General features: G+C 62.3%; 24 protein-coding genes. 16 read left to right on the top strand and 8 right to left on the bottom strand.

What is annotated here, in order from left to right; translation table 11 throughout:
• Positions 1–7: 7 nt before the first annotated feature.
• Positions 8–790 carry an enoyl-CoA hydratase-related protein gene (locus XALGPE39_RS08865; RefSeq protein WP_045729082.1) on the bottom strand — a complete coding sequence of 261 codons (783 nt, stop codon included), beginning with the start codon at positions 788–790 and terminating at the stop codon, positions 8–10.
• Positions 791–953: 163 nt separating this feature from the next.
• Between XALGPE39_RS08865 and XALGPE39_RS08860 the strand changes: the two genes are divergently transcribed.
• The 4 genes from XALGPE39_RS08860 (at position 954) to XALGPE39_RS08845 (ending at position 4,464) form a co-directional block, all read left to right on the top strand.
• Positions 954–1,655 (top strand): FKBP-type peptidyl-prolyl cis-trans isomerase, encoded by a 702-nt coding sequence (locus XALGPE39_RS08860; protein WP_045727871.1) that lies wholly within the window; start codon positions 954–956, stop codon positions 1,653–1,655.
• A gap of 118 nt (positions 1,656–1,773) precedes the next feature.
• A complete protein-coding gene (locus XALGPE39_RS08855; RefSeq protein ID WP_045729081.1) occupies positions 1,774–2,574 on the top strand; it encodes a CoA pyrophosphatase in 801 nt (266 codons plus the stop codon).
• On the top strand, positions 2,571–3,452 hold the full coding sequence (locus XALGPE39_RS08850; protein ID WP_045727870.1) for a sulfurtransferase: 882 nt from the start codon (positions 2,571–2,573) through the stop codon (positions 3,450–3,452). The genes XALGPE39_RS08855 and XALGPE39_RS08850 overlap by 4 nt, the downstream gene beginning before the upstream one ends.
• 139 nt (positions 3,453–3,591) lie before the next feature.
• The gene (locus XALGPE39_RS08845; RefSeq protein ID WP_235429779.1) at positions 3,592–4,464 is read left to right on the top strand and encodes a DUF1684 domain-containing protein; all 873 of its coding nucleotides are present in this window, start codon (positions 3,592–3,594) and stop codon (positions 4,462–4,464) included.
• 78 nt (positions 4,465–4,542) lie between these two features.
• Here XALGPE39_RS08845 and XALGPE39_RS08840 read toward each other — a convergent pair whose 3' ends face one another.
• Positions 4,543–5,121 (bottom strand): N-acetylmuramoyl-L-alanine amidase, encoded by a 579-nt coding sequence (locus XALGPE39_RS08840; protein WP_045727868.1) that lies wholly within the window; start codon positions 5,119–5,121, stop codon positions 4,543–4,545.
• Between the two features lie 22 nt (positions 5,122–5,143).
• On the opposite strand from XALGPE39_RS08840, the gene XALGPE39_RS08835 reads away from it, so the two are divergent.
• From XALGPE39_RS08835 to rlmKL, 4 genes are all read left to right on the top strand, one after another.
• Entirely contained in the window at positions 5,144–5,635 is a 492-nt protein-coding gene (locus XALGPE39_RS08835) for an MOSC domain-containing protein (RefSeq protein WP_045727867.1), read from the top strand.
• Positions 5,632–6,159: a YqiA/YcfP family alpha/beta fold hydrolase gene (locus XALGPE39_RS08830; RefSeq protein ID WP_045727866.1), complete on the top strand. Its 528-nt coding sequence runs from the start codon at positions 5,632–5,634 to the stop codon at positions 6,157–6,159. Before XALGPE39_RS08835 ends, XALGPE39_RS08830 begins: the two co-directional genes overlap by 4 nt.
• The gene (locus tag XALGPE39_RS08825) at positions 6,156–6,677 is read left to right on the top strand and encodes an N-acetyltransferase (protein WP_045727865.1); all 522 of its coding nucleotides are present in this window, start codon (positions 6,156–6,158) and stop codon (positions 6,675–6,677) included. Before XALGPE39_RS08830 ends, XALGPE39_RS08825 begins: the two co-directional genes overlap by 4 nt.
• Before the next feature lie 352 nt (positions 6,678–7,029).
• Positions 7,030–9,210 carry a bifunctional 23S rRNA (guanine(2069)-N(7))-methyltransferase RlmK/23S rRNA (guanine(2445)-N(2))-methyltransferase RlmL gene (gene rlmKL, locus XALGPE39_RS08820; RefSeq protein ID WP_045729080.1) on the top strand — a complete coding sequence of 727 codons (2,181 nt, stop codon included), beginning with the start codon at positions 7,030–7,032 and terminating at the stop codon, positions 9,208–9,210.
• Positions 9,211–9,231: 21 nt separating this feature from the next.
• Here the strand turns inward: rlmKL and XALGPE39_RS08815 are convergent, their stop codons facing one another.
• The 5 genes from XALGPE39_RS08815 to XALGPE39_RS08795 all read right to left on the bottom strand — a co-directional run bounded on the left by XALGPE39_RS08815 (position 9,232) and on the right by XALGPE39_RS08795 (position 18,573).
• Positions 9,232–10,275, bottom strand: a complete 1,044-nt coding sequence (locus XALGPE39_RS08815) for an HD domain-containing phosphohydrolase (protein ID WP_045727864.1) — start codon at positions 10,273–10,275, stop codon at positions 9,232–9,234.
• A 44-nt stretch (positions 10,276–10,319) separates the two neighbouring features.
• Positions 10,320–14,435, bottom strand: coding sequence for a response regulator (locus XALGPE39_RS08810; protein ID WP_045727863.1), 4,116 nt, complete (start codon positions 14,433–14,435; stop codon positions 10,320–10,322).
• Positions 14,436–14,612: 177 nt separating this feature from the next.
• Entirely contained in the window at positions 14,613–15,914 is a 1,302-nt protein-coding gene (locus XALGPE39_RS08805; protein WP_235429778.1) for a DUF445 family protein, read from the bottom strand.
• 175 nt (positions 15,915–16,089) lie between these two features.
• Positions 16,090–17,202, bottom strand: coding sequence for an alanine dehydrogenase (gene ald, locus XALGPE39_RS08800; protein ID WP_045727861.1), 1,113 nt, complete (start codon positions 17,200–17,202; stop codon positions 16,090–16,092).
• Between the two features lie 60 nt (positions 17,203–17,262).
• On the bottom strand, positions 17,263–18,573 hold the full coding sequence (locus tag XALGPE39_RS08795; RefSeq protein WP_152624861.1) for an aspartate aminotransferase family protein: 1,311 nt from the start codon (positions 18,571–18,573) through the stop codon (positions 17,263–17,265).
• A gap of 300 nt (positions 18,574–18,873) precedes the next feature.
• Between XALGPE39_RS08795 and XALGPE39_RS16225 the strand changes: the two genes are divergently transcribed.
• From XALGPE39_RS16225 to XALGPE39_RS15635, 6 genes are all read left to right on the top strand, one after another.
• Entirely contained in the window at positions 18,874–19,731 is an 858-nt protein-coding gene (locus XALGPE39_RS16225; RefSeq protein WP_200893912.1) for a hypothetical protein, read from the top strand.
• A complete protein-coding gene (locus XALGPE39_RS15645; protein WP_152624860.1) occupies positions 19,728–20,840 on the top strand; it encodes a hypothetical protein in 1,113 nt (370 codons plus the stop codon). The genes XALGPE39_RS16225 and XALGPE39_RS15645 overlap by 4 nt, the downstream gene beginning before the upstream one ends.
• A gap of 101 nt (positions 20,841–20,941) precedes the next feature.
• Entirely contained in the window at positions 20,942–21,535 is a 594-nt protein-coding gene (locus tag XALGPE39_RS08780) for a hypothetical protein (protein ID WP_235429776.1), read from the top strand.
• Positions 21,532–22,095 (top strand): Mbeg1-like protein, encoded by a 564-nt coding sequence (locus XALGPE39_RS08775; protein ID WP_052690043.1) that lies wholly within the window; start codon positions 21,532–21,534, stop codon positions 22,093–22,095. The genes XALGPE39_RS08780 and XALGPE39_RS08775 overlap by 4 nt, the downstream gene beginning before the upstream one ends.
• Positions 22,092–22,691, top strand: coding sequence for a hypothetical protein (locus tag XALGPE39_RS15640; RefSeq protein WP_152624859.1), 600 nt, complete (start codon positions 22,092–22,094; stop codon positions 22,689–22,691). The genes XALGPE39_RS08775 and XALGPE39_RS15640 overlap by 4 nt, the downstream gene beginning before the upstream one ends.
• On the top strand, positions 22,688–23,602 hold the full coding sequence (locus tag XALGPE39_RS15635) for an Mbeg1-like protein (protein WP_152624858.1): 915 nt from the start codon (positions 22,688–22,690) through the stop codon (positions 23,600–23,602). The genes XALGPE39_RS15640 and XALGPE39_RS15635 overlap by 4 nt, the downstream gene beginning before the upstream one ends.
• Before the next feature lie 89 nt (positions 23,603–23,691).
• Here the strand turns inward: XALGPE39_RS15635 and XALGPE39_RS08760 are convergent, their stop codons facing one another.
• Positions 23,692–24,072 carry a hypothetical protein gene (locus tag XALGPE39_RS08760; protein WP_152624857.1) on the bottom strand — a complete coding sequence of 127 codons (381 nt, stop codon included), beginning with the start codon at positions 24,070–24,072 and terminating at the stop codon, positions 23,692–23,694.
• Here XALGPE39_RS08760 and XALGPE39_RS08755 point away from each other — a divergent pair.
• Entirely contained in the window at positions 24,061–24,942 is an 882-nt protein-coding gene (locus XALGPE39_RS08755; RefSeq protein ID WP_152624856.1) for an XVIPCD domain-containing protein, read from the top strand. The genes XALGPE39_RS08760 and XALGPE39_RS08755 overlap by 12 nt on opposite strands.
• 99 nt (positions 24,943–25,041) lie before the next feature.
• Positions 25,042–25,731 (top strand): HAD family hydrolase, encoded by a 690-nt coding sequence (locus XALGPE39_RS08750; RefSeq protein WP_045727855.1) that lies wholly within the window; start codon positions 25,042–25,044, stop codon positions 25,729–25,731.
• The last annotated feature ends 64 nt before the right edge of the window (positions 25,732–25,795 follow it).

Raw genomic sequence — 25,795 nt, 5'->3', positions numbered from 1 at the left:
AGGGCGCTCAACGGTTTTGAAACTGCGGCGGGCGTCGCTCCAGGAACGCCCGGGTGCCTTCGCGCATGTCTGCGCTGGAGAACAGCAGGCTGAATTGCGCAGTCTCGTACTCCAGTCCCTGCTCGATCGCGGTTTCGCCGCCGACCTGGATCGCATCGAGAATGCCGCGCAAGGCAAGCGGTGCGGCGTTGGCGAGTTGTTGCGCCACTTGCAAGGTGGTCTGGCGCAGATCGGCGGCGGCCACTACGCGGTTGACCAGGCCCAGTTGCAGCGCGCGCGCTGCGTCGATCGAGGTACCGAGCAGGCATAGTTCCAGCGCCGCTGCGCGACCGGCCAGCCGCAGTAGGCGCTGGGTGCCGCCGAATCCGGGGATCAGCCCGAGGTTGATTTCCGGTTGGCCTAGCCGGGCGCTGTCGGCGGCCAGCCGCAGATGGCAGGCCATTGCCAATTCCAGCCCGCCGCCGAGCGCAAAGCCGTTGACCATCGCCAGGACGGGCTTGGACAGACGCTCGATGCGGCGCATGAGGCGTTGGCCGAGTTGCGAGAAATCGCGGCCTTGCATCGGTGTCAATTCGTTCATCTCTGCGATGTCGGCACCGGCCACGAAGGCTTTTTCGCCGGCGCCGGTCAACACCACCACGCGGATTTGTGGGTCGTCCTCGGCGCTGGCGAAAGCCGTATCCAACGCCAGTAATATCTGCCGATTCAATGCGTTGAGCTTGTCGGCACGGTTGACGGTGAGGATGCGGATCGCCCCCTGTGTATCGGTGAGGATCGGTGTGCCGGACATGTCCATTCCTAAATGTAAAAAAATGGTGATGGGAACTCTGTGCAGTCCGCGCCTGTCTAGTGAAGCGCGTTGTCGGTAGCGGTGATGCGCCGCTGCGGCTATCCTAACGCGTCATCTCAGGCGGCACTGGCCGTCCTGTGCCACCACCCTGGAGAATTGTTTGATGAAGTTGCGTTCTATTGCGGTCGCTGTTGCGGCCCTGGCCCTGAGCGGCAATGCGTTCGCCCAGGACATATCGTCCGAAAAGGGCAAGCTGAGTTATTACTTCGGTTACGACTACGGCAACAATCTTGCCGAACTGTCTGGCCGTGGCGAGCAGCTGGATATCAATACGGTGGTGAAGGGCTTGCAGGATGCCTACGCCAAGAAGCAACCTGCGGTCACTGCCGATCAGTTGAAGCCGGCTGTCGAAGCGTTCCAGAAGCGCGAGCAGGCCCGTGCCCAGCAGGCCAAGGCCGACTACGAGAAGGCCGCCGCCGAGAACAAGACCAAGAGCGAAAAGTTCATGGCCGAGAACAAGGCCAAGGCAGGCGTGCAGACGCTGCCGAGCGGCGTGCAGTACCGCGTGATCGAAGCCGGTAAGGGCGCCAAGCCGACTCAGGCGAGCACCGTGCAGTTGGAAGTGGCTGGTCCGTATCCGTTCGGTCAGCACCCGCCGCAGGCGCGTCCGGCGCAGCAGATTCCGGCGATCAAGGTCAGCGAAGTCGAGATGCAGGCCATGCGCGAGACGCTGCTGCAGATGCCGGCTGGTTCCAAGTGGGAAGTGACCCTGCCGCCGGACAAGGCCTACGGTGCCGATCCGCGCACCCCGTTCCCGCCGAACGTGGCTGTGCAGTTTGAAATCAAGCTGGTCAGCGTCAAGTAAGTGCGAGGCATCTAGTTGTACGAGGATTGCGCCGGCAGCGATGCCGGCGCAATTTTTTTTGTCGGCCAAGCCACGGTGGCGCGGTGAATCGCGCTAGCCTGTAATAGTGTTCAATCCGATGGATACTGTCTCCCATGCCGTGCTCACGCCGTGTATCGGTCTGTGCCGCCTCGATGCAGGTGGTTACTGCATGGGGTGCTTGCGCAGCGGCGAGGAAATCGCGCGTTGGCGCGACATGAGCGACGCCGAACGCCGCCGATACATGGACGCTGTATTGCCTGCGCGCGGTTGGTCGCCATCGCCGGCGCAACGTCTGGTCGAACGTGTCCAATTGCAGTGCGCGCTGCATCCTTTGCAACGACCGCCGCTTGGGCCGGGTTGGAACCAGCATGAATTACAGGATCTGCTGCCTGCTGGGGCGCCGGTGGAGGCCGCCGTGCTGGTCGGGCTGGTGCCGCGCGCTGATGGCACCCGGGTGCTGCTCACTCGGCGCACCGATCGTCTGCGCCACCACGGTGGACAGGTCAGTTTTCCCGGTGGTCGTATCGACTCCGGCGACGCCAATGCAGTGGCAGCGGCGCTGCGTGAGAGCAATGAAGAAATCGCACTGGCCACGAGTCAGGTCGAACCATTGGGTTATCTGGATCCGTTCCTCACCATCAGCGGTTTCCGGGTGATGCCGGTGGTCGCGGCAATCGACCCGGCGTTCGTGCCGCAGCCGCATCCGGATGAGGTGGCCGAGGTGTTCGAAGTGCCGCTGGCTTACTTGATGGTGCCGGAAAACCTACGTGGCATCGAGATCGATGATCGTGGGCAGTCGAGAGTTGTGCTGGAATATGTCTGGCCCGAGCAGCGGATCTGGGGCGCGACCGCCGCGATTCTGCTCAATTTGCGTCGACGACTGGAGCAAACTGCATGAGTTCACCGTTGCCCGAATGGCAGCATCTGGTGGCCGCGTCGGCGTTGGCTGTCGCGCTGGATCATCCCGACCTGCGCATTGTCGATGCGCGGTTTGCGCCAGCGGCGTTGCTCGATCCGCGCGCCGCAGACGCGATGCGCCAGGCGTATGCGCAATCGCATCTGCCCGGCGCGGTTTACGCCGATCTCAATACCGATCTTTCCGATCTACGCCGCCCCGGCCTGGGGCGGCATCCGCTGCCGGAGGATGCCGCGTTCGCGCACACCTTGGGGCAGTGGGGCATCGCGCCGCACACCCAGGTGGTGGTCTACGACGCGGCCGACGGCAGCATGGCGGCGGCACGGCTGTGGTGGATGTTGGGTCTGCTTGGTCATCGTCGCGTTGCCGTGCTCGATGGCGGACTCGCCGAATGGCGCCGGTTGGGCTTGCCGGAGACGGATGCGGTTGTATCGCCTTCCTCGCTCGCGCCGTATCCGCAGCGTTTCGATGTCGGTCGTATCGTCGTGGCCGATGAGGTGCTCGCGCGGCTGCATGAAGCTCCGGGCTGGTTGCTGGATGCGCGCGCTGGCGAGCGCTTTCGTGGCGAGGTCGAGCCGATCGACGCAGTTGCCGGGCACGTCCCTGGTGCGGTCAACCGACCACTCGGCGAGAACCTGCGCGATGGGTGCCTGCGTTCGCCGCACGAATTGCGCGCGGAACTCGAACCGCTGTTGTGCGGGCGCGATCCGAGCGAGGTGGTGGTGATGTGCGGTTCCGGCGTGACGGCCTGCCATCTGCTATTGGCGTTGGAACATGCCGGTTTGCATGGTGCGCGCGTGTATGCCGGTTCCTGGAGTGGCTGGATTGCCGATCCGGCACGGCCGTGTGCTAGCGGATAGGGCGGATGGCGACGAAGCGTTAACGCGATTGCGGTCAACACGACAAGGGAGCAGGCGAGAGTGGGGCGGAACAATGCGTTGGCGTGAAGCGTGTGTGCTAGTCATGATGTTGGCGCTGGTGGCCTGTGGTGGAGCGGACATGTCCGGCGCAATCGGTGCCGACGCCTCGCCCCGCGCGCAGGCAGTCGCCGATTACCGGGAATTGGTGCAGCAACGTCGCATGCAACGGGTGGCATTGCTGCGTGCGCCCTCAGGCTGGCTCAGTTATATCGGCTCCGGGCGCCTGGGCGACGGCGTACACCGCGTTGGCAATGCCGCCGACAACGATGTGCAGTTGCCGGGCGGTCCTGCGCACCTTGGCACGCTGAGGGTGGACCCGCAGGACGGGGTGTATTTCGAGGTGGCGGAAGATGCACACGTACGTGTGGGGGGGCTCCCGTTCGTTGCTGGACGCTTGAATACCGATGCGACGCACGATACGGAAACCCGCCTTAACCTGGGGACGCAGGAGTTCTATGTGGTGCGTACCGGCAATTTGTTCGGTTGGCGTTTCCGCGATCCCTACGCCGCCGCGCGCTACGCATTTCCCGGTATCGATTATTTCCCGATCGATGTGCACTGGCGCGTGGTCGCCGAGTGGTATCCGCAGCCGACGCAGCGTGCTGTCGTGTTGCTCACCTCGGTCGGAACGCCGGAGCCGCTGGCCTTGGCTGGTAGCGCCGAGTTCGTGATGCAGGGGCATCGTTATCGTTTGCAGGCCTTGCGCGATGAGAGCAATAAACGTCTGTTCTTTCCGTTCTCTGATCGCACCAGTGGTCGCGAGAGCTATGGCGGTGCGCGTTATCTATTTGTCGAATTGCCGAAGGGTCGTCACATCGTGTTGGATTTCAATCTGGCGCAAAATCCGCCTTGTGCGTTCACGCCGCATTTGGTGTGTCCGCTGGCACCGTTCGGCAATCTTATGGGGCTGGCGGTGACAGCGGGCGAGAAAAACTATATGGGTCCACGCTGAGCCCAGGTTGTGGCCGAGCGCTGGCTCGGCACGGCTGGCCGCGCACGGTCATTGCAGCGTGCAGACCGTGCTCGCCGATCATTGCGTAGGCGGTGTGTACGGTGTCAACGCCACTGCGGCCAGAACTTGCGCCCACGGGAAGAGCGGCCCGGGATCGCGCTTGCGTTGAACCTGCAAACGCGGGTCGTCGCTGGCGGGCTCCAGGCTCAGGTCCAGCGCTTCGTGTCCGGCGATGCGGCGCAACTGCGGCAACTCGGCGTGCAGTTGCCGCAGCAGTGCGATCAGCGCTTGGATCTGCGCCGGTGGATAAGACTCTTCCATCGCCTGCTGGCGTGAGTCCAGCCAGTGCGGGTAGCGTCCGCGGTTGACCAGTTCGATGCCCAGCGATTGCCGGTTGTGGCCGCGCACGTGATGGGCGATGCGTTCCAGCGGCACGTAGCGATACACGCTGCCGTCGCGGTCGATGTAGAAGTGGCCGCTATTGCCGGTGCCGGAGGGATACAGCACGCGTTCGCCGTAGGCGCGTGCGCTGGCCAGATCCGGCAGTTCGGTGCAGTGGATCACCGCCAGTTCGATGGCGTCCAGCGCACGCGTTTCCAGTCGCTGGACATAGGGCAGGGGCGTATCGTGGATGGATGGTGGTGGGATCTGCGGCATGCACCGATGCTAGCATTCGCCCATGAATCTGAATTCGGAAAGCCCGCTGGCGGCACTGATGTCCACCTTCCCGCGTACAGGACGGGTGGAATGGATCGGCCTGCGTGCGGCGCGTGAGGTGCCGATGCGCGTGGTGAACGAGGTCGTGGCGAAAACGGCGGCGGGCCTGTCCGGCGACCGCTATGCCGGACGCAACGGCAAGCGTGGGGTGACCCTCATCCAGGCCGAACACCTGCCGGTGATCGCCGCACTGGCTGACCAGGCCGAAGTCGCGCCAGCGACGCTGCGGCGCAATCTGGTGGTCTCCGGGATTGCGTTGATCGCACTGAAAGGACGCCGTTTCCGCATTGGTGAGGTCGAACTGGAAGGCGTCGCGCCATGTGATCCGTGCTCGCGCATGGAGCTGGCATTGGGCGCGGGTGGCTACAACGCGATGCGCGGCCATGGCGGCTTGTGCGCGCGGATTGTCCACGGTGGCACCTTGCGCGTGGGCGATGCGGTGGTGGCGCTATGAGTCGCGGTCACTGCATCGTGTCGCATGGTTTCGAGAGCGGGCCGCAGGCGGCCAAAGCGACCGCGCTGGCCGAGGTCGCGCAGCGCATGGGCTGGAGCCACGAGCGCCCGGATTACACCGATCTGGATGCGCGCCGGGAGGTCAGCCAGCTCGGTGACGTGCCGGCGCGGCTGCAGCGTCTGCTTGAGCGGGCCCAGCATGCGGCGCAGCAAGGACCGTTGGTACTGGCCGGTTCCAGCCTGGGTGCTTATATCGCCGCGCAGGTATCGCTGCAGGTACCAGTGCGTGCGCTGTTCCTGATGGTGCCACCGACGCGGATGGGGCCGCTGCCGGCGTTGGATGCGGCCGCGGTGCCGATCTCGATCGTGCATGCTTGGCGCGATGAACTGATTCCCGCCGCCGAGGTGATCGGTTGGGCGAAGGCCCGCGCGGCGCGGCTGCTGCTAGTGGACGACACGCATCGTTTGAACGATCACGTGGACACGGCGGCACAGGCGTTCGCGCAATTGCTGGCGCGTTTGTGAGCGATACGCCGGAGCTGTTGCTGCGCGCCGAGCGCGCGGCCGATACGGCGGCGATCGAGGCGCTGACCCTGATCGCGTTCTTCCGTGTCGCGCACAGCCGCCACGATGAGCAGCAGATCATCGAACGCCTGCGTGCGGACGCCGCGTTGACCGTATCGTTGGTGATCGAACACGAGGGCTACATCGTCGGCCACATTGCGGTGTCTGCGGTGACTCTGTCCGATGGCAGTCGCGATTGGTACGCACTCGGGCCACTGTCGGTGGGCCCGGGGCATCAGCGACAAGGCTTGGGTTCGCGTCTGGTCCGCGAAGCGCTGGCGCAGTTGCAGGCGCTGGGCGCGGCCGGTTGCGTGGTGCTGGGCGAACCGGCGTTCTACGCGCGCTTCGGCTTCCGCCAGGAGCCGGGATTGGTTCTGCCGGGTGTGCCAGTGGAGGCCTTCCAGGCGCTGTGCTTCGGCGATCGTTTGTTGCCGGTGGCCGAGGTGGCGTATCACCCGGCATTTGCAGTCCAAGCCTAAGCATGGCCTGCGCGCTGTAGTGCCGCGCTGAGCGCGGCAAGAGTGGCGTGGTCGTTGCGTTGTGCCGCTGCCGCAGCGGTTCCACTTGCACTCGCTAACAAAGCGACTGCGTCGCTGAGCGACTCGCGATGTTTTGTCAGCCACTCTTCAGGCTAGCGTCAACGCATGCCGACATCCGCCGCAGAGGACGCGGCGCTTGTCGGTCGGGCTGGTAATACGCGGCGTGATGGCCGACCATGGCGGCCTCGTTCGTCTGCACCGCTTTCCTCCGCTGTTACCGGCTGCGTGGTGATGCGTCGGGCGGGGCGACGCCGGTCGCGCCTTTCCTCTGTCCGCTGTGGTCCGCATTGCCGTGAAATTTTTCGTCTCCTGTGCCAAGGGCCTGGAATATCTGCTTGTCGATGAGCTGCTTGCCTTCGGTGTGGCGCAGGCAACGGCCACCGTGTCCGGGGTCAATGTCGAGGGTACGTTGCGCGATGCGCAGCGCGCAGTGCTGTGGTCGCGTCTGGCCAGTCGCGTGCTGTGGCCGCTGCACGCCTTCGAGTGTCCCGACGAGGCGGCGTTGTACGCCGGCGTGGCCGCCGTGCCATGGTGCGAGCACCTCACCCCCGAGCACACCTTGGCAGTGGATGCGCATGTGTCCGGTACCGGAATTACCCATGCGCGCTATGCGGCGCAGCGGGTCAAGGATGCGGTGGTGGACACGCTGCGCAATGCTGGTTTGGAGCGGCCGTCGGTGGACGTGGAGCATCCGGATCTGCGTCTGAATTTGTCGCTGCGCAAGGGCCGCGCGACCGTGTCGGTGGACTTGGGCGGTGGTTCGCTGCATCGGCGTGGTTGGCGCCAGGCACAGAACGAGGCACCGCTGAAAGAGAACCTGGCCGCCGCGTTGTTGCTGCGTGGACAGTGGCCGGCGCTGTATGCCCAGGGCGGCGGTCTACTCGATCCGATGTGCGGTAGCGGTACCTTGCTGATCGAAGGGGCGCTGATGGCGGCCGATGTCGCCCCGGGTCTGTTGCGTGTCGCGTTGGCCGCTGCGCGCCACGGCGATGCGGTGCCCACGCTGTCCAGTATTGCGCCGAGCCGCTGGCTGGGCTTCGACCTGGCAGCATGGGAGCAATTGCTGGCCGAGGCGCGACAGCGCGAGGCCACCGGCCGTGCCGCGCTTCGCCCGGTGCTGTACGGTGGCGATCTCGATCCGCACGCGATTCGTGCCGCGCGCGAGAACGCCCAGGCAGCCGGGGTTGCTGCGGCAATCGCGTTCGAGGTGCGCGACGTCGCCGATCTGCGTGTGCCTGCGCCGACGTTGGGCGTGGTCGTGTGCAATCCGCCCTACGACGAACGCCTGATTGCCGATGCCGCGTTGTATCGGCGCCTGGGGGATGCGTTGAAGCGTGCGGTGCCGCAGTGGCGCGCCAGTGTGCTGTGCGGCAATGCCGAGCTGGCCTACGCCACCGGCCTGCGCGCGGCGAAAAAATACCAGATGTTCAACGGTGCGTTGGAGTGTCCGTTGATCGTCTGCGATCCGATCGCGGTTGCGCCGCGCGTGGGTGCCGATGCGGCGCACTCGCTCAGCGATGGAGCACAGATGGTGGCAAACCGTCTGCGCAAGAACCTGCGTAAGTTCAAAAGTTGGCGCATGCGTGAGCAGGTGACGTGCTTCCGTGCTTACGACGCCGATCTGCCCGAGTACGCGGCGGCGATCGACGTGTATCAGGAAGACGCTGGTCAGGCGCGCACGTTCTTGCATGTGCAGGAATATGCGGCGCCGGAGAATATTCCCGATGCCGACGTGCGCCGCCGTCGTAACGAACTGCTGGCCGCCGCGCGCGAGGTGTTCGCGGTGCCGGCCGAGCAAGTGGCGCTGAAGACGCGCGAGCGCGGCAAGGGCGGTAGCAAGTACGGCCGCTTCGAACAGCGCGGTGAGTTCTTGGTGGTGCGCGAACACGATGCGCTGCTGCGGGTCAACCTGTTCGATTATCTGGATACAGGACTATTCCTGGATCACCGCCCGTTGCGCGGTGCCATGGCGCAGCAGGCGCGCGGCAAGCGCTTCCTCAACCTGTTCTGCTACACCGGTGTGGCCAGCGTGCAGGCGGCGGTGGCCGGGGCCGATTCCACCACCAGCGTTGACTTGTCCGGCACCTACCTGCAGTGGTGCGCCGACAACCTGGCATTCAACGGCAAGGGGGGCGCTCAGCATCGCCTGGTGCAGGCCGATGCGCTGACCTGGCTGGATGCGGAGAAGAACCGTTACGACGTGATTTTCTGCGATCCGCCGACCTTCTCCAACTCCGCGCGCGCGGAGGATTTCGACATCCAGCGTGAGCATGTGCGTTTATTGCGCGCGGCGGTGATGCGGCTCACGCCGGAGGGCGTGTTGTACTTCTCCAACAATTTCCGCCGGTTCAAGCTGGATGAGGATGCGCTCGCCGTGTTTGCCAGTTGCCAGGAGATCAGCGCGCACACCATCGCGCCGGATTTCGAACGCAACCGGCGTATTCACCGCGCCTGGCGTCTGCAACGACGTTGAATCAGGCGCTGTGACCGCGTGTCAGCACGGCGTCATCAGTTCTGGCTTTGCCGAGAGTGGATGCGGGGCGGAGGGGGTGTCTGGCTTGTGTTCGTTCCAGTACGCCTGGATTTGCAGGATCTGCGGCAGGATCGTGCCGAACAGCTCGACCAGACGCGGCTCGAATTGGTTGCCGGAGCGCTCTTGGAACAGCGCCATCACCTTGTCCAACGACCAGGGTTGCTTGTAGGCGCGGTGCGAGGTCAGCGCATCGAAGACGTCGGCGAGTGCGACGATCCTGGCCGATTCGGGAATGCGCTCCCCGGAGAGGCCGGCCGGGTAGCCGCTGCCGTTCCAGTGTTCGTGGTGACACAATGCGACCTCGGCGGCGAGCCGGAACAGCGGTGCTTTGCTGCGGCTGAGGATGTCGTAGCCGATCTGTGGATGTTGTTTCATCACCTCCCATTCGGCCGGATCCAGCGGTCCGGGTTTCTTCAGCACGGCATCGGGAATGCCGATCTTGCCGGTGTCGTGCATCGGCGCCGCCTGTTCGAGGAGTTCGGCATCCTCGCGCGACCACCCGGCGGCCAGTGCCAGCGCCCGCGCGTAGCCGGCCATCCGCCAGATATGGTTGCCGGTGTCCGCATCGCTGTAGTGGCCGGCCATACCCAGCATCTTGATCGCGTCGCGGTGGCTGTTGGCCAGGCTGGCGTCGCTGACCAGTGACAGGTGCGTGCGCACGCGGGCGCGCAGGATGCTGGGCGAGAATGGCTTTGTGATGTAATCCACACCGCCGGCCTCGAAGCCGATGCTTTCGTCGGTTTCATTGTCCTTGGCGCTGACGAAGATGATCGGGATCGACGCACTACGCGGTTCTTGCTTGAGCGTGCGGGCGATGCTGTAGCCGTCCATGTCGGGTAGCTCGACATCCAGCAGGATCAAGGCAGGATGATGTTTGGCGACGCCACGCAGCGCTTCTGCGCCGTTCTTGGCGAAGACCAGGGTGTAGTCCTCGCGCAGGATCTGGCGGATCAGCGCCAGGTTGCTTGCCTCGTCGTCGACGCAGAGTAGGGTTGGTTTGAACATTGGGTTCCTTGGCGGCGCGCAGTGAGACCGCACCGAAGCACATCTCAGGAACTAGCATCGGCCAACCATTGCCTGACTTTAGCCTCGGCTTCACGGAAGGAAAAATTTTCTACGAGCTGATTCAATTCTGTGGCCCTGGGTTCTGCTAGCCACGGGGTCAGGCGTTGGGTCGCGCGCTCGATGCGGTCCAGGTCGTCGCTGTCCAGCGCCTGCAGCAACACCTGCCAGGCTTCCTGCGCGGCTGTCGATGTCGGAGCACTGGCGGTGGGCGGCGGCGGTGCCGGCGTTAACGCTGCCGCGACTGCCGTCTCGGCGTCGATTGCGGCGACGAAGCGCTGCACTTCCGCGATGGTGGCGGCCATGGTCGTTGCCAATGCTGCGATTTCGGTATCGGCCTGTGTCGGGTCCGTGTACAGCTTTTCCTCCAGCATCGCGGTGGCTGCGGTCAGCGCCGGTAACGCTAGCGATCCGGCCGATCCGCGCAGTGTATGCACGTGGAAGATGGCCTGCTCTAACAGTTGCTCATTCAGCAATGCTTGCACACTCGCTGCTGGATCGCTGTGTTCCTGCAGTAGTTTCAGTAGGTAGCGCTGGTAGGGCGCGCGTTCGCCCCAGAACTGTTGCGCCTGGGCGATGTTGAGCAGGGCTGGGTCGGCTGCTGGCCAAGTGGCAATGGCAGTAGGCGGCGTCGGTTCGAGCGGTTGCGATGTCATGGGCGTGGGAATGGGGAGGAATTGGCGGATGGTCGCAATCAGGTTTTCCACCTGGAAAGGCTTGGCGATGAATCCGTTCATACCACTGGAGAGAGCGAGTTCCTGTTGTTGACGGTAAGCACCAGCGGTCAGCGCGATCACTGGCAGTGCAGCCAGAAGCGGGTCTGCGCGTAATTGACGGGTGGCTTCGTAGCCATCCATGTTTGGCATCTGCACGTCCATCAGGATCACCTGGAAGCGGTTGGGCTCTTGTCGCAGCCGCTGCAGCGCTTGTTCGCCATCATGGGCCAGTTCCACTGTCGCGCCTTCGCCTTCGAGGATGCGTTGCGCGACTTCGCAGTTGATCTGGCTGTCGTCGACCACCAGGAGCTGTGCGCCGGCCAGGCGTGAGGTGTTGTCGCCACAGAGCAGCGGATTGGGGCCTTCGCCGCGTCGGTGTGTCAGTAGCGTGGCAATGGTTCTGTAGAGGGTGGGGGCGGTGACGGGTTTGGTCATGAGCGCATCCACGTCCACGTCGATGGACCCCTGGTTGCGTTCTTCGATCAGCTGCCGTTCGTAAGCGCTGACCATGACGATGATCGGTTGCTTGTCCGAGCTTGTCTGCGCACGGATACGTTGCGCCACGCTCAATCCGTCCAGATCGGGCATGCGCCAGTCCAACAGGATCACATCGAAGTCGTGGCCCTGCGGCGCGGCGGCGAGCGCGTCAGTGCCGCTGGCGACGGCCTCCACCTGCCAGCCGAAGCCGCTGACAATGGTGGTCAGGTTGCGCCGGGCCAGATCATGGTCGTCGGCAATCAACACTCTCGGTGGTTCGGACAGTTCCGGCTCGGCGGCCGGCGCAGGCAGCATCGCGAAGGTGATGGCGAAATAAAAATCGCTGCCATGATCGGGAGTGCTCTGCACTTCGAGCTGTCCACCCATCAGTTCCACCAGGCGTCGGCTGATGGTCAGGCCCAGGCCGCTGCCGCCGTATCGACGGCTGGTTGAGGTGTCGGCCTGCAGAAACGGCGAGAAGATCAGGCTCTGTTTTTCCCGCGCAATGCCGATGCCGGTATCGCGCACCGAGAACATCAATTTGATTTTGCCCGCCTCGGGGCTGGGGAAGGCACGCACGGAGAGCGTCACTTCGCCCTGTTCGGTGAACTTGATGGCATTGCCGACCAGATTGACCAGCACTTGGTTCAGGCGCAGCGCATCGCCGCGCAGCCAACGGCAGCCTGCTGGCAACGGCTCGACGATCATCTCCACCGGTTTGGTGCTGATCGCAGAGGTCATCAGGGTGGCGATGTTTTCCAACAACTGGCTCAGATCGAATGGTTCTGATTCCAGATCGATACGCCCGGATTCGATCTTGGAGAAGTCCAGGATGTCGTTGATGATGTCCAGCAATGCCCGCGCGGAGATGTCGGTCTTCTGGATCATGTCCTTGGCCGCTTGCGGCAACTCGCTGTTTTGCAGCAGGTAGAGCATGCCCAAAATCGCATTCATCGGCGTGCGGATTTCGTGACTCATATTGGCCAGGAAATCGCTTTTGGATTGATTGGCGGTCTCTGCCGCGTCGATTGCCAGACGCAGCTCGCGCTCGCGGCGCATTTGCTCGGTGAGATCGACAGCGATGCCCAGATAGCCGATCACCCGCTCGTCGTCGTCGCGCAACGTGCTCAGGGTGAGCAGCACCGGGAACGCGATGCCATCTTTGTTCACGTAGGTCCATTCGCGGGTATCGCTACGGCCCAGCGTGGACAATGCGGCGATGGATTCGAACGTTGGTTGCACCGTGATTCCGGACTGCATGGTCATACGTTCGGCACGTTCGGCCAGTTGCTCCGGATCCAGGAACAAGCCGGTGGCTTTACGTCCGATCATCGCGTGCGCCGTATAGCCGAGCAGTGTTTCGGCGGCCGGATTGAACAGGGTGATGGTGCCTTCCGGGTCGGTGGCGACGATTGCATAGCCGGCATGGGCCAGGATCGCGCGCTGTAGCGCCGAGTAAGTGACCAGTTCGCTGGTGCGCTGCGCGACCTGTTGTTCCAGTGTGGCGTTGAGTTCCAATACGCGCGCTTGGGCGCGCGCCCGCTCGGTCACATCGTGCAACAGGTGCGAGTGGCCGATCATCTTGCCCTCGGCGTCCATGATCGGCGAGACGCTGGCCAGCACGTTGACGATTTTGCCATCGCGGTGACGCAGTTCGCGCACTTGCGTGTCGCTGTCGTTGGCATCGCGCAGGTTTGGGCCGAGCAGCGTGTGCAGCGGTTGGCCGATGGCCTGCGCAGTGGTGTAACCGAAGATGCGCTCGGCGGCGGGATTCCAATGGGTCACATGGCCCTGCAGGTCTTCGGCGACGATCGCCTCGCCGGTGCCGCTGACGAGTGCGGCCAATTGGCTTTGTTCACGCAGGAACAGGTCGCGACGGTGGCGGTTGGTCAGGGACAGATACAGCAGTGCGGCTAGCAGCAGCGAGACGCCAGCGACCAATCCGCCATCGAGCAGTGGCGAGGATTGGTTGAGCGAGCGCACGAAGCTCGGCGTGGCCTGCATACTTAATCGCCATTGACGTCCGTACACGGGCAAAGTGCGCACTGCGCGCAGGTTGGTGGCGCCCGCCACAGGGCTGGCGTGCCCGCGACCGTCGCCGCGATAGAAAGGCTGGTCGGGCGACTGGCTGTCAGCCACTGTCAGGTGCAGATCGGTGCCGTGATAGGGCGAGGAGGCCAGCACCTGGGCAATGTTCAATGGCGCATAGGCCCAGCCGGTGGTGGCCTGCCAGCGCTGTTGCGGAGTCTCCAGTGGCATGCCGGGGCGGTAAATCGGCAACAGCAGTAGAAATTGGCTGTTGTCGTTGCGTGTGGTTTTTGACGGGTGGATCGGCGAGGTGATGATCGAATTGCCCGAGTAAGCGGCGGCTAACGCCGCGGCACGTTGTGCCGGTTCGGACGCGATATCGAAGCCTTGTGCGAAGGTGTTTTGCCCCAGCGGTTGGCGATACAGGATGACGAAGCGGTCGCCATCGTGTGGTGCCAGTTCGTGGATCTGCAGCGCTGGCATGCCATCCTCGTGGGCTTGCCTCAGGAATGCGGTTTCCTCGGTGCGCGCGACCCGGCGGATATAACCAAAGCCATGTACACCCGGAAACTCACGTTCATACTCGCGCGAGCCGCTGTAGCGGGCGAAACCCTCGGACGAAATGCGATCACCACCGGCCACGATCACTGCGCCGCGCAGGCCACGCAGGCCGTGTTCGTAAATGTCCAGGTGCTGCCGCAGCTCATCGGCAACATGCGTGGCGAGTTGCTGGAACTTGGTCTGGTTCTGCTGATGGTTACGTTGCTGCACGCTTTGCGCGACCAACACCGCAGCAACTAGGCCCACGCCAAGCACGGCCAATGTGGCAAAACGCGCTGACCGGGTAGGGCCTGCGGTGAGTGTCCAACGTTTATTCGACATGCGCTCCCCTTGCTCTGATCAACGCTGGTGCGGCGTGAGCATCGGCATCCCCGTAGTCCGTGCGCGATGGCATGCATTGTGACCGCGCAGGTCCGCACAGCATCTTCTGCCAAGCTAGCGCGAACATTGCGACCGCACCAGCCCCCATTGCTGGCGCGGGGAGCAACATTTCGACCATTACGTAAGGAGCGTGACGGTGGCGTGTAGTATCACGCCGATCAGGCCGCCGACCAGGGTGCCATTGAAACGGATGTATTGCAGGTCGCGGCCGACGCTCAATTCCAATTGATCCACCAGATGGCGCTCGTCCCATCCCTTGACGGTTTGCGCGATATGCGCGGTGACGCTGTTGCGCAGGCGCTGGGTGAGTTGTTCGGCGCCGTCGAGCAGATGCTGGTTGAGCGCCTCGCGCAGTGCGCCGTCCTGGGCCAATGACTGGCCCAGGGTGCCTAGTGCGCTGCGCAAGTGTTGCGCCAGTGCGCCATCGGGACGCGATAGGTCCTCGTGCAGGCTGGCATGGATCTGGCCCCACAGCCCTTGCACGTAGTCCTGTACATCGGGGTGTTCGATCAGCCGCTGCTTCAGCGCCTGGACCTTGGTGGCGATGGCCGGATCGGTGCGCAACTGCTGTACGTAGCCGCTGAGCCAGCGCTCGTAATCCTGGCGCAGTGGATGCTGCGGCTGCGAGAGCACCTCCTGCAGTTCCTCCAGCAGCGCCTGCGCCAGACGCTCGGCCAGACTATCGGCGATGCCCTCCACCGGCTTCACCCACGCGACCGTGCCGACCAGCTTGGGCCATTCGCGCCGTGCGTATTTGACGATCATCTTCGATACGCGTTGTTTGACCTCGGCATCGTTCAGGTGCTCGCCGAGCCGGTTCAATGCTTCGTCTAGCAGTCTCTGGCGGCGCCGGTCGGCGGTGAGCAGGCCGAGAATCTCGCCGACAGTGGCGGTGGCATCCCATTCGTGCAGCCGTGCCACGACGAAGCTGTGGATGCGGCGTCGCATTGCGGCTTCGTCGAGTAGATTCAGCGCCTGTAACGCCCAGCCCCGCGTCAGTTCGGCGAGTTTGCCTGCTTGCGCTGGTTCGGTCAGCCAATGGCCTAGCCGTGCTGCAGGATCGAATGCGTTGAGTTTGGCGAGCAGTGCGTCATGCTCCAGAAAGTGATCGCGGACGAACACGGCAAGGCTATCGGCAATGCGTGTCTTGCCGTGCGCGATGATGGCGGTGTGCGGAATCGGCAGGCCCAATGGATGTCGAAACAGCGCCACCACCGCAAACCAGTCGGCCAGCGCGCCGACCGTGGCGGCTTCGCAGAACGCACCGATCCAGGCCCAGGCGCCGTGCATGCCCATGGCGTGGCTGAGCAGGAAACCGCACAGCATTGCCAGTAACAGCCATACGGCCAGCCGTTTCATCCGCCGCAACTGCGTATGGCGTGGATCGGGAGGCGAGGGGAGATCGGAAGAGACGCTCATGCCGGGTTAGTGTACGCAGCACGGGGTCAGGCAGGTTCGATTGCAGTGTTCATTTCCCAGCGGTGCAGTCGATCCATGGGCGTGCCATACGTTTGGCTCGGGCATGCTTCGACGTAATGGGGGGCGTGAGTGCATACGTTGTGCTTGCGAAAGGCAACAGTAGACAGATGCACGATCAGCCCAGCGCGTCCAGCGGCCTGACGAACTCCTGGCCCAGCGCCTGCGCCACCGCACGGTGGGTGAGTTTGCCGGCGTGTACGTTGAGGCCGTTGCGCAGGTCCTGATCGTCGCGCAAGGCCTGCACGCCGTGTTCGGCGAGCAGCAGCACGAACGGCAGGGTGGCGTTGGTCAGCGCGAAGGTAGAGGTCCGGGCGACCGCACCTGGCATGTTGGCCACGCAATAGTGGACGATGCCATCGACGTTGTACGTCGGCTGCTCATGGGTGGTTGCATAGCTGGTCTCGAAGCAGCCGCCCTGGTCGATCGCCACATCCACCAGCACCGAGCCTGGCCGCAGCAGCGCCAGTTGCGCACGCGAGACAAGTTTGGGCGCGGCAGCGCCTGGGATCAGCACCGCGCCGATCACCAGATCGGCATGTGGCAGACAGTGTTCGATGGCATCGTGGGTGGAATACAGTGTTGTCAGTTGCTGGCCGTAAAGTTCGTCCAGGTATTTGAGCCGCTCCAGCGAGCGATCCAGCACCGTCACCCGCGCGTGTAGGCCCATCGCCATGCGTGCGGCATTGATTCCGACCACGCCGCCGCCGATCACCAAGACTTGCGCCGGCTTCACCCCGGGCACGCCGCCCAGCAGTACACCGGAGCCGCCCTGGGCTTTTTCCAGCGCGTGCGCGCCGGCCTGGATCGCCATGCGTCCGGCGACCTCGCTCATCGGTGCCAGTAGCGGTAAGCCGCCGTGGCCATCGGTGACGGTTTCGTAGGCGATGGCGGTGCAACCTGAGTGCACTAGCGCGGCGGCTTGCTGCGGATCCGGTGCCAAGTGCAGATAGGTGAACAGCAGTTGCCCTGGACGCAGCATCGCGCATTCTGCTGGTTGCGGTTCTTTGACCTTGACGATCATGTCGGCCTGCGCGAACACGCTGGCTGCGTCCTCGGCAAGCTGCGCGCCGGCGCGTTCGTATTCGGCATCGGTCAGCCCGATGCTCTGGCCGCCGCCACGCTGGACCAACACGTGGTGTCCGTGCAATACCAGTTCGCGGACTCCGGACGGGGTCAGCCCGATCCGATATTCATGGTTTTTAATCTCTTTCGGAATGCCGACCAGCATGAGCGGTTCTCCAAGTGGACGCAGCGCGTGGGGAGCGCGGCTGGGTGGTTGGGTGAACGGTCAGGGCGTGCTGCGGATTATCTCCGCCAGCACAGAAAACATGCGTTCGATGTGCGTGTGCTCGACGATCAACGGTGGCGATAGCGCGATGGTGTCGCCAGTGACGCGGATCAGCAAGTCGCCCTCGTGGAAGCAGCGTTCGAAGATGTCGTAGGCACGCGCGCCGGGCGCACCCTCGCGCGGGGCCAGTTCGATCGCACCGATCAAGCCGAAGTTGCGGATGTCGATCACGTGCGGCAAGCCACGCAGTGCGTGGATGGCTTGTTCCCAGGCCGTGCCGAGTTGTATCGCCTTGTCGAACAGGTTTTCTTCCGCATACGTATCCAGTGTCGCCAATGCCGCAGCACAGGCCAGCGGATGGCCGGAGTAGGTGTAGCCGTGGAACAGGTCGATGGATCCTGCCGTGCCATGCGCGAAGGCGTCGTGGATTGCGTCCGACACGAAGACAGCGCCCATTGGCACGCATCCGTTGGTCAGACCCTTGGCGGTGGTGATGATGTCCGGCACCACGCCGAAGCGTTGCGCGGCCAAGGCGTTGCCGATGCGGCCGTAGCCAGTGATGACCTCGTCGAAGATCAACACGATGCCGTGTTTGTCGCACAACGCGCGGATGCGTTGCAGGTAGCCTTGTGGCGGCAGTATCACGCCGGCCGAGCCGGAAATCGGTTCGATGATGAGCGCGGCGATGGTGGAGGCGTCATGTAGTGCGATCAAGCGTTCCAGGTCGTCGGCCAATTCAGCGCCGTGTGTTGGCAGGCCGCGCGCGAATGCGTTGCGCTCAATGTCCAGCGTATGTCGCAGATGATCCACGCCAGGCAGCAGCGGGCCGAACCCTTTGCGATTGTTCGGCAGCCCACCGACCGAGATACCACCGAAACCGACCCCGTGATAGCCCTTTTCGCGACCGAGCAAGCGCGTGCGCTGGCCCTCGCCGCGTGCGCGGTGATACGCCAGTGCGATCTTCAACGCCGTATCCACCGACTCGGAGCCGGAGTTGGTGTAGAAGACATGATTGAGTCCGGGTGGCGCCAATGCCACTAATCGCTCGGCAAGCACGAACGGCAGTGGCGAGCCCATCTGGAAGGTGGGCGCGAAATCCAGCGTGGCGATCTGTCGGGCCACCGCTTCGACGATGCGTGGCCGCGCATGACCTGCGTTGCAACACCAAAGCCCGGCGGTGCCGTCGAGAATCTGGCGTCCATCCACACTGCGGTAATACATGCCCTCGGCCGAGGCCAGTAGCCGCGGCCGTGCCTTGAACTGACGGTTGGCCGTGAATGGCATCCAGAATGCCTCTAAATTCCGTGGCATCTGTGTGGCGTGGTGGTCGCACAGCGGCTGGGGCGGAAGAGTGGACTGAGGATACATCGCAGGCTCCACGCGAAGGACGTTGAAAAACTTTACCTGATGCTGGTATGCGGGAGTGTCGCAATGAGAACGGCTAACGGACCTGCGCGACTTGGCCTATCCTGCGTCAGACCATGGTCATCGCCGGTCATGGCCTTGCCGACTCCATGGGCAGGTCAGGCAGTGGCGGCATCGGTTCCGTGGCGTAAGATCGCAGGCGCAGTGGGGAGGCTTGCTCAAAATCAAAAGGAGAGGTCACGCGCGATGAGCCAGGAAACCGACGATCACAGCGACAATCCCTATCGCCCGCGCAAACTCAAAGTGCGCGATCCGTTGCACGATCTGCAGCTCCTGCGTGATATGGCCATCATCAATGCGCGGGTGCGCGCCGAGCTGGGGCCACTGCCACCTGGCGGATTGCCAGTGGAACCCAAGCGTAAACCCGCGCCACTGCCGTACCCGCCTGCCGCCGCATCCGCCGCATCCGCGACCCATTTCCCCGAGGACGACCCGATGAAACTGCAACACCTTGCCGCCACCGCCATCATGCCGCTGGCCCTGACCGCTGCGGGCTGCTCCAAAGGCATCGATGTCGGCAATGACGGCGCTACCGGTCACCTCAATCCGCATCCGGTCAAACGCTACGAAGTGATTGCCACCTCCCATGCGCCGGGGCCGTGGGATTCGATCAAGGCGTATATCGGGTATGACGTCATCAATCCGAAATGCGTGCCGATGATCCCGTTCATTGGCGAGCAGCACATGCCCAATACCGGGCTATATATTCCCATGGCCCGCGTGGATGATCACACGTGGAAGGGGTATTTTTACCGTGATGCCTTGCTGGACGAGGATTATTTCAAGCTTGGTGTGTGCCACTGGGATGTAACCAGTGTAGGCATCTCTGCGATTGCCAAGGGAGTTAGGTTCAATTGGTCCGGTATGTTGCAAGAACTCCTACATGACAGTCCTGAGACGAGCTATTTTAAGAAGATCGTGTATGGAGATACTTCCTTTTCTCCCTATGGCGCACCTAACTACTCTGCCCTCCGTCCTGAATACAAAGAGAGTCAGGGCGATTTCTTTCCAGTCACCATCGCTGTCAAGGAAGCCAAGCAATGAATACTGTCGATCAAGAACGCGCCGATGCGGCCAATGATTCGTATTTCAATCGTCCACAAAGCGATATTGATAGCGAGAAAAAAATACCTCTAGGAGGTGCAGACCATACCGTTTTCGGCTACGCGAACGACCCAATAACTGGCTTTCATGCTACGGCCTATCAAAATATCGTGACTGGTAACATCATCATCGCCTACCGTGGCACCGACCCAGGTCTATTTACCGGCGAGACCAAGGCAGAAAAAGCAGGTCATGCGCTCACGACCCTCCAGGACATCGCCGTCGATGCCACGATGGTGCGCGACGCCGTCAATCCGCAAAAAGCCGCCGCCGATGCGTTCACCGCGCAGATGCTCGCCAAGGCGGCTGAGCAGGGTATACCCAAAGATCACGTGACCGTCGCCGGTCACTCCCTCGGCGGCGCACTGGCGCAGATCGAGGCTGCCAAATACGGCCTGACCGGCTCCACATACAACGCCTACGGCGCGCGAGGGCTGACCGATGGCAACCCGCAGCCTGGCTGCCAAGTCACCAATTACCGCATGGCCAACGATCTGGTGAGCGCCGCCAGTCCTCACGTCGGCAGTGTGGTCTCGCTGGCGAGTCATGACGATGTGCAGAGTCTGCGCGCTGGCCGTTATCTGGATGCGCCCGTCGGCGCACCACCACCGAATGTGCTGATGGCAATGCGACCGGGCGACCACGGCGGTGCCCAGCACTTCGGCAGCCAAAGTCCGGACAACGTCCTGGCCCCGCAGCGTTTCAGCGAAGCGTCGCAGCGTTACGCGGACCACCAGAGTGCCTTCGAGCATTTCACCTGGGAGGTTGCTCACGAACGTGCCGAACTGTCCCAGGCGCTACGCCAGATGCGCGCGCACCCCGACCAGACCCATCTGCCAGCGGATATTCAGCGGCAGGTGAACGAATACCTGGCGTTGAACTTCGACACGCCGCTGCGCGAGGGCATCGAACATCACGCATACGTACGAAAGCACGCGAGCTGCACGATGCCGGCGATGCCGCGCGCACGTTGGGCCATGCGGTACACGACATGGACGAGCGCATGGCCTCGGCGGCGCATCGGGCGGGCGTTGCGGCTTTTCCCTTGAACCCCATGGGGCGCTGACCGGTCTGGCGGCACGTTCGCGCAACACGGACAGCGCGCAAGCCATGGGGATACCATCATCCATGCCTCCGGTGTCGCACTAAGATGAAACCCACTCTGTCGTTGCTCGCCCTTTTCCTTAGCCTATCCGCAGGATGTTCTATGTCGCACGGTGATCCAAAGAATCCAAAACATAATCCACATCCGGTCAAGCGCTACGAGGTCATCGCCACGGCGGATGCGCCGGGGCCGTGGGACTCGGTAAAAGGCTACTTGGAATATAAAGTTTCAAATCAAGAATGTACCCCGGAAGATAAGTTCCTAGGTGTGCATGTCATGCCGCCAATCGTGGGGCAGGATTTCGAGATGACGCGCATCGATGAGAAAACCTGGAAGGGATATTTCTATCGAGACTTCATGCAGGATGAAGATTACTATGGCTTAGGGGATTGCCACTGGGAGCCTGCTAGTGTGTCTACTGTATTTGTTGGCAATGGCGTTGCATTTGACCCTGGTGCAGTATTTGAGCAAATTTTGCGCAATGGCCAGCAAACGGAGTATTTTAAGAAGAGTTCCTATGGTGACAAGGCATTAGTTCGCTATGGCGCACAAAACTATTCTATTGACGATATTGGTGTTATTCAGAATCCTGGCGATTACTTTAAAATAACCATGGCGATCAAGGAGGTGAGGTTATGAATCTTGCAGATCAAGAGCGCGCCGATGCGGCTATTGATTCTTACAACGATCGGCCGCAAAAAGACCTCGACTTTAATCATCCTGGGAAAGCTTTTTTGAATGGACATCAATACATTATATTTGGCTATAAAGATGATCTCTCTACTGGTTTCCATGGCACCGCTTACCAGCAGTTCGATGCGCCCCATGACATCATCATCGCCTATCGCGGCACTGATCCAGATCTGCTGCACCACACGCGCACCACCGTGTCGGATGCAGTTGCCGACCTCACGATGGTGCGGGATCGGGTCAATCCGCAGAAGGCAGCCGCCGATTCCTTCACCCGAGAAATGCTCGATAAGGCGCATGCGCGAGGCATTTCCAAAGACCACATCACAGTCACCGGTCACTCCCTCGGCGGCGCACTGGCGCAGATCGAGGCGGCGGAGTTTGGTCTGCGCGGCGCCACGTTCAATGCCTACGGCGCGGTGAGCCTGAGCCACCACGTGCCGGAGGGCGGCAGGCAGGTGACTAATCTGCCCATGCGGCTGCACGACCATCGTGGATTGCGCGCATGAAGTCCCTCTCTCTTCTGGCTGCATTGTCCCTTTTCTTTAGCCTATCCGCAGGATGTTCTATGTCGCACGGTGATCCCGATAATCCTAAAAAGAACCCGCATCCGCTCAAGCGCTATGAAGTCATCGCTACGGCAGATGCGCCTGGGCCTTGGGATAAAGTAATTGGTAGAGTTTTCTACGATGTAATAAATAAAGAGTGTACGCCAGAGAATAATTTTCTTGGCGTGCATATCACGCCTAAAGATGTGGCGATTGATTTTGAAATGAATCACGTGAGTGAAAAAATATGGAGAGGATATTTCTATCGAGACGCCGTACTGGCTGAAAATTACTATGGTCTTGGTATATGTCATTGGGATACAACGAGCGTCTCAGTGGGATTTATTGGGAGTGGCGTGCCTTTTAGCTCTGGCTCAGTGTTTGAGAGATTTTTGAAAAAAAGTTCGCAGACTGAATATTTCAAGAAGAGTGATTATGGAAATAAAAAATCCATTAGCAATGGGGCGCTTGGGTATTCGGAAGTAAATCCAGAATATTCCAAAAATCCGAGTGAATTCTTCCCCGTCACAGTGACAGTCAAGGAGGTTGCGCCATGACTTTTTCTGATCAAGATAGAGGTGATGCAGCAATTGACGCATACAAAGATCGTCCGCAAAGTGATGCTGATCCAATAAATCCAAAGAAAGTTATTTTTGGTGGCAAGCAATACTTAGTATTTGGATATGGAAACGATCCATCCACCGGTTTTCACGCGACGGCCTATCTCAATAGAGATACAAACGACATCATCATCGCCTATCGCGGTACCGATCCAGATCTGCTGCACCACACGCGCACCACCGTGTCGGATGCAATCGCCGACCTCACGATGGTGCGGGATCGAGTCAATCCGCAGAAGGCGGCTGCCGATAGCTTCACCCGGGAGATGCTCGACAAGGCGCAGCAGCAAGGCATTTCCAAAGACCACATCACCGTCTCCGGTCACTCCCTCGGCGGCGCACTGGCGCAGATCGAGGCGGCGGAGTTTGGTCTGCGTGGCGCCACGTTCAATGCCTACGGTGCGGTGAGTCTGAGCCACCACGTGCCGGAGGGTGGCAGGCAGGTGACCAATTACGTGATGGCGGGTGACGTCGTGAGCGCGGCCAGCCGCCATTACGGCATGGTGGTGATCTTGGCCAGCGCGGAGGATGTGCAATCGCTCCGGACAGGGCGTTATCTCGGCGCCAGCCCCGGCGCCGCGCCGCCCAATCCGTTGCGGGCGATGCGCCTGGGTGATCACAGCGGCACCCATTTCACTGGTCCACAGAGTGTGCTTGAGCCGGCTAGGCTAGCGCAGCACCAACAACAGTACGCGCACAACAAGGCCGCTTTCGATCAATTTCACCTGGACGTCCATCGGGACCGCGAGGCGCTGAGTNGGAACAGTCCTACGATGCGGCCAAGCACAGCGTCTCGCACGACATCGACGCGGTCGAACACGCAGCCGGGCAAGCCTACGACACGCTGACGCATCCGGGTCAGTTGTTCCAGCACAGCCCGCAAGCCGCATCCATCCCTCCCACAGCGACGCACGCGGATACGTCCTCCTCTTCATCCTCATCCGCCGCCGCGTCCGCCATGCCGCCCCCGGCCATGGACAGGCACACGGCCCTGCAGGAAGACCATGCCGCCGAGCTGCGCCAGGAACACATGCGACAGGCGCAGCAGCAGGCGGCGCACCTGGCGCAAGTCCACCGGCAGACGCAGCCGCCGCCTTCTCACAGCAACCCGGCCCATGAAAAACCGGCCAGCGTGGACATGCAGGAACAGGCGCGGATCGCTCAACTGCAGCAACAGGAACAGCAAGCGCAGGCAGCGCGCGAGCAGCAACACCGCCTCGCGCAGCAGCAACATGCCCAGTTGCACCGTCAAACCATGGATGCGCAGCAACACGAACACGACCAGCGCCACAGCCAAGACACCCGGTTGCATCAACACGAACAGCGCCAAGCTGGCGAGGCGATGTTGTACACCCCGCCGACGCGCACACCGCGTTCGGATGAGCATCTCCAAGACTTCCGTCACCCGGACCACCCGTTGCACTCGCGCTATAACCTGTTCAAGAACGCGCTGCACGAGTCCCATATCGTGCCCAGGAATGGCGACAAATTACCCTACGGCCCGGAGCAGCAGGAACGACTAGCTGCCGCGTTCACCAATACCCTGGGCGTCGATAACACTTTCGAACACAGCATCAAAGGCTTCAAACAGCACCAGGGCCAATTGCTGGCCTATGAAAATCCCTTCTCGGTGTACGAGAAAAGCAAGGTGCTGCGGATCGATCCGCAGCAGGCGTTAGCGCAATCGCCCGAGCAGCATGCCGCGAACTGGCGGGCACGCGAAGCGACCCATGCACCTGCGCCGCCAAGCCGCGCCATCGCCCCCGTGGCGATCACCGCCGAGGATATGCGCCATCCGGCGCACGCGAGTCATGCGCTGTTCGGCCAGGCGCGCGATGCCATCGCCGATGCGCATGAACGCTGGGGTCGTCCCGTGCCGGATGCGGAGCAGTTGGACCGTCATGCGGCACAAGTGGTCGTGGAGACGCGCAAGTTTGGTCATACCGAAGTTGAGAAGATCTACCTGGGGATGCCACAGGGCCACGCGACCCAGGTACCGAATTACCTGGCGAAATCCCACGGACAGCTATGGGCGCAGGTCAATGCACCGCAACTGACGCAAGCGCCGGACGTGGCCCAGGCTAGCCAGCAATTGCAGAGCGTGGAGCAGCAGCGGCTCGCCGAGCAGGCGATGCAGGCCCAGCGCGCGGCGCAGATGCAAGGGCAGGGCATGGTCATGAAGCTGTAGGGGATAATCGAAGTATCTGCTCAGTGCAGCGTTGCCTCGCGGGCATGCCGATGTACATGCGCGGTCCTTCATAATGCGGGTTTTACGAAGGAGCCCGCGATGACGGACGCAACCCCATTTGATCTACTCATCAGCGACTGCGATGGCGTACTCGTCGACAGCGAGGTGCTGGCCGACCGGGTGATGTTCGACACCCTGAGCGCGTATGTGCCTCGCGCCGAGTTGGAGCGCTTTCTCGACGGCAGCTTCGGCCAGACCACCGAGCAAATCGTGCAGCGCGTGCAGCGGCATTTTTTGCTCGACCTGCCTGCGGGGCTATATCTCCAGATTCGCCAGCGTTCCGAAGCGCTGATCGCCGCCGAGGTGCAGCCTATCGAAGGCGTGCGCGCGGCCTTATCGGCATTGCCGCTGCCATTGGCGGTAGCTTCCAACAGCCAGCGTGCGAGTGTGGTTGCGTCGGTGGAGCGCGCCGGGCTGAGCGAGCGGGTGGGGGGGCAGCTCTTCAGTGCCGACATGGTGGAACGGCCCAAGCCTGCGCCGGACCTGTACCTGCTGGCCGCACACACCCTCGGTGTGACTCCGGCGCGTTGTCTGGTGATCGAGGATAGTGTCACCGGCGCCACCGCCGCGCTGGCCGCCGGGATGACGGTGATCGGCTTCACCGGCGCCGGGCACATTCCCGCCGGTCATGCCGCGACACTACGTCAGCTCGGTGTCGTGGCGGTGATGGAGCACATGCGGCAGTTGCCGCAGATCTATGCCGATCTGTTACGGCTTGCGGCAGTCTGATGCACCACGATGTGATTGCCGCGCGTGGCGCGATGGCGCGAGCGTGTCGCCCCTCCATGTGTCG

This window comes from Xanthomonas sp. GPE 39 (genome assembly GCF_000963005.1).
Classification (GTDB): domain Bacteria; phylum Pseudomonadota; class Gammaproteobacteria; order Xanthomonadales; family Xanthomonadaceae; genus Xanthomonas_A.
The sequence above is the reverse complement of the archived record's forward strand: the minus strand, read 5'-3'. Positions and strand labels throughout refer to the sequence as shown.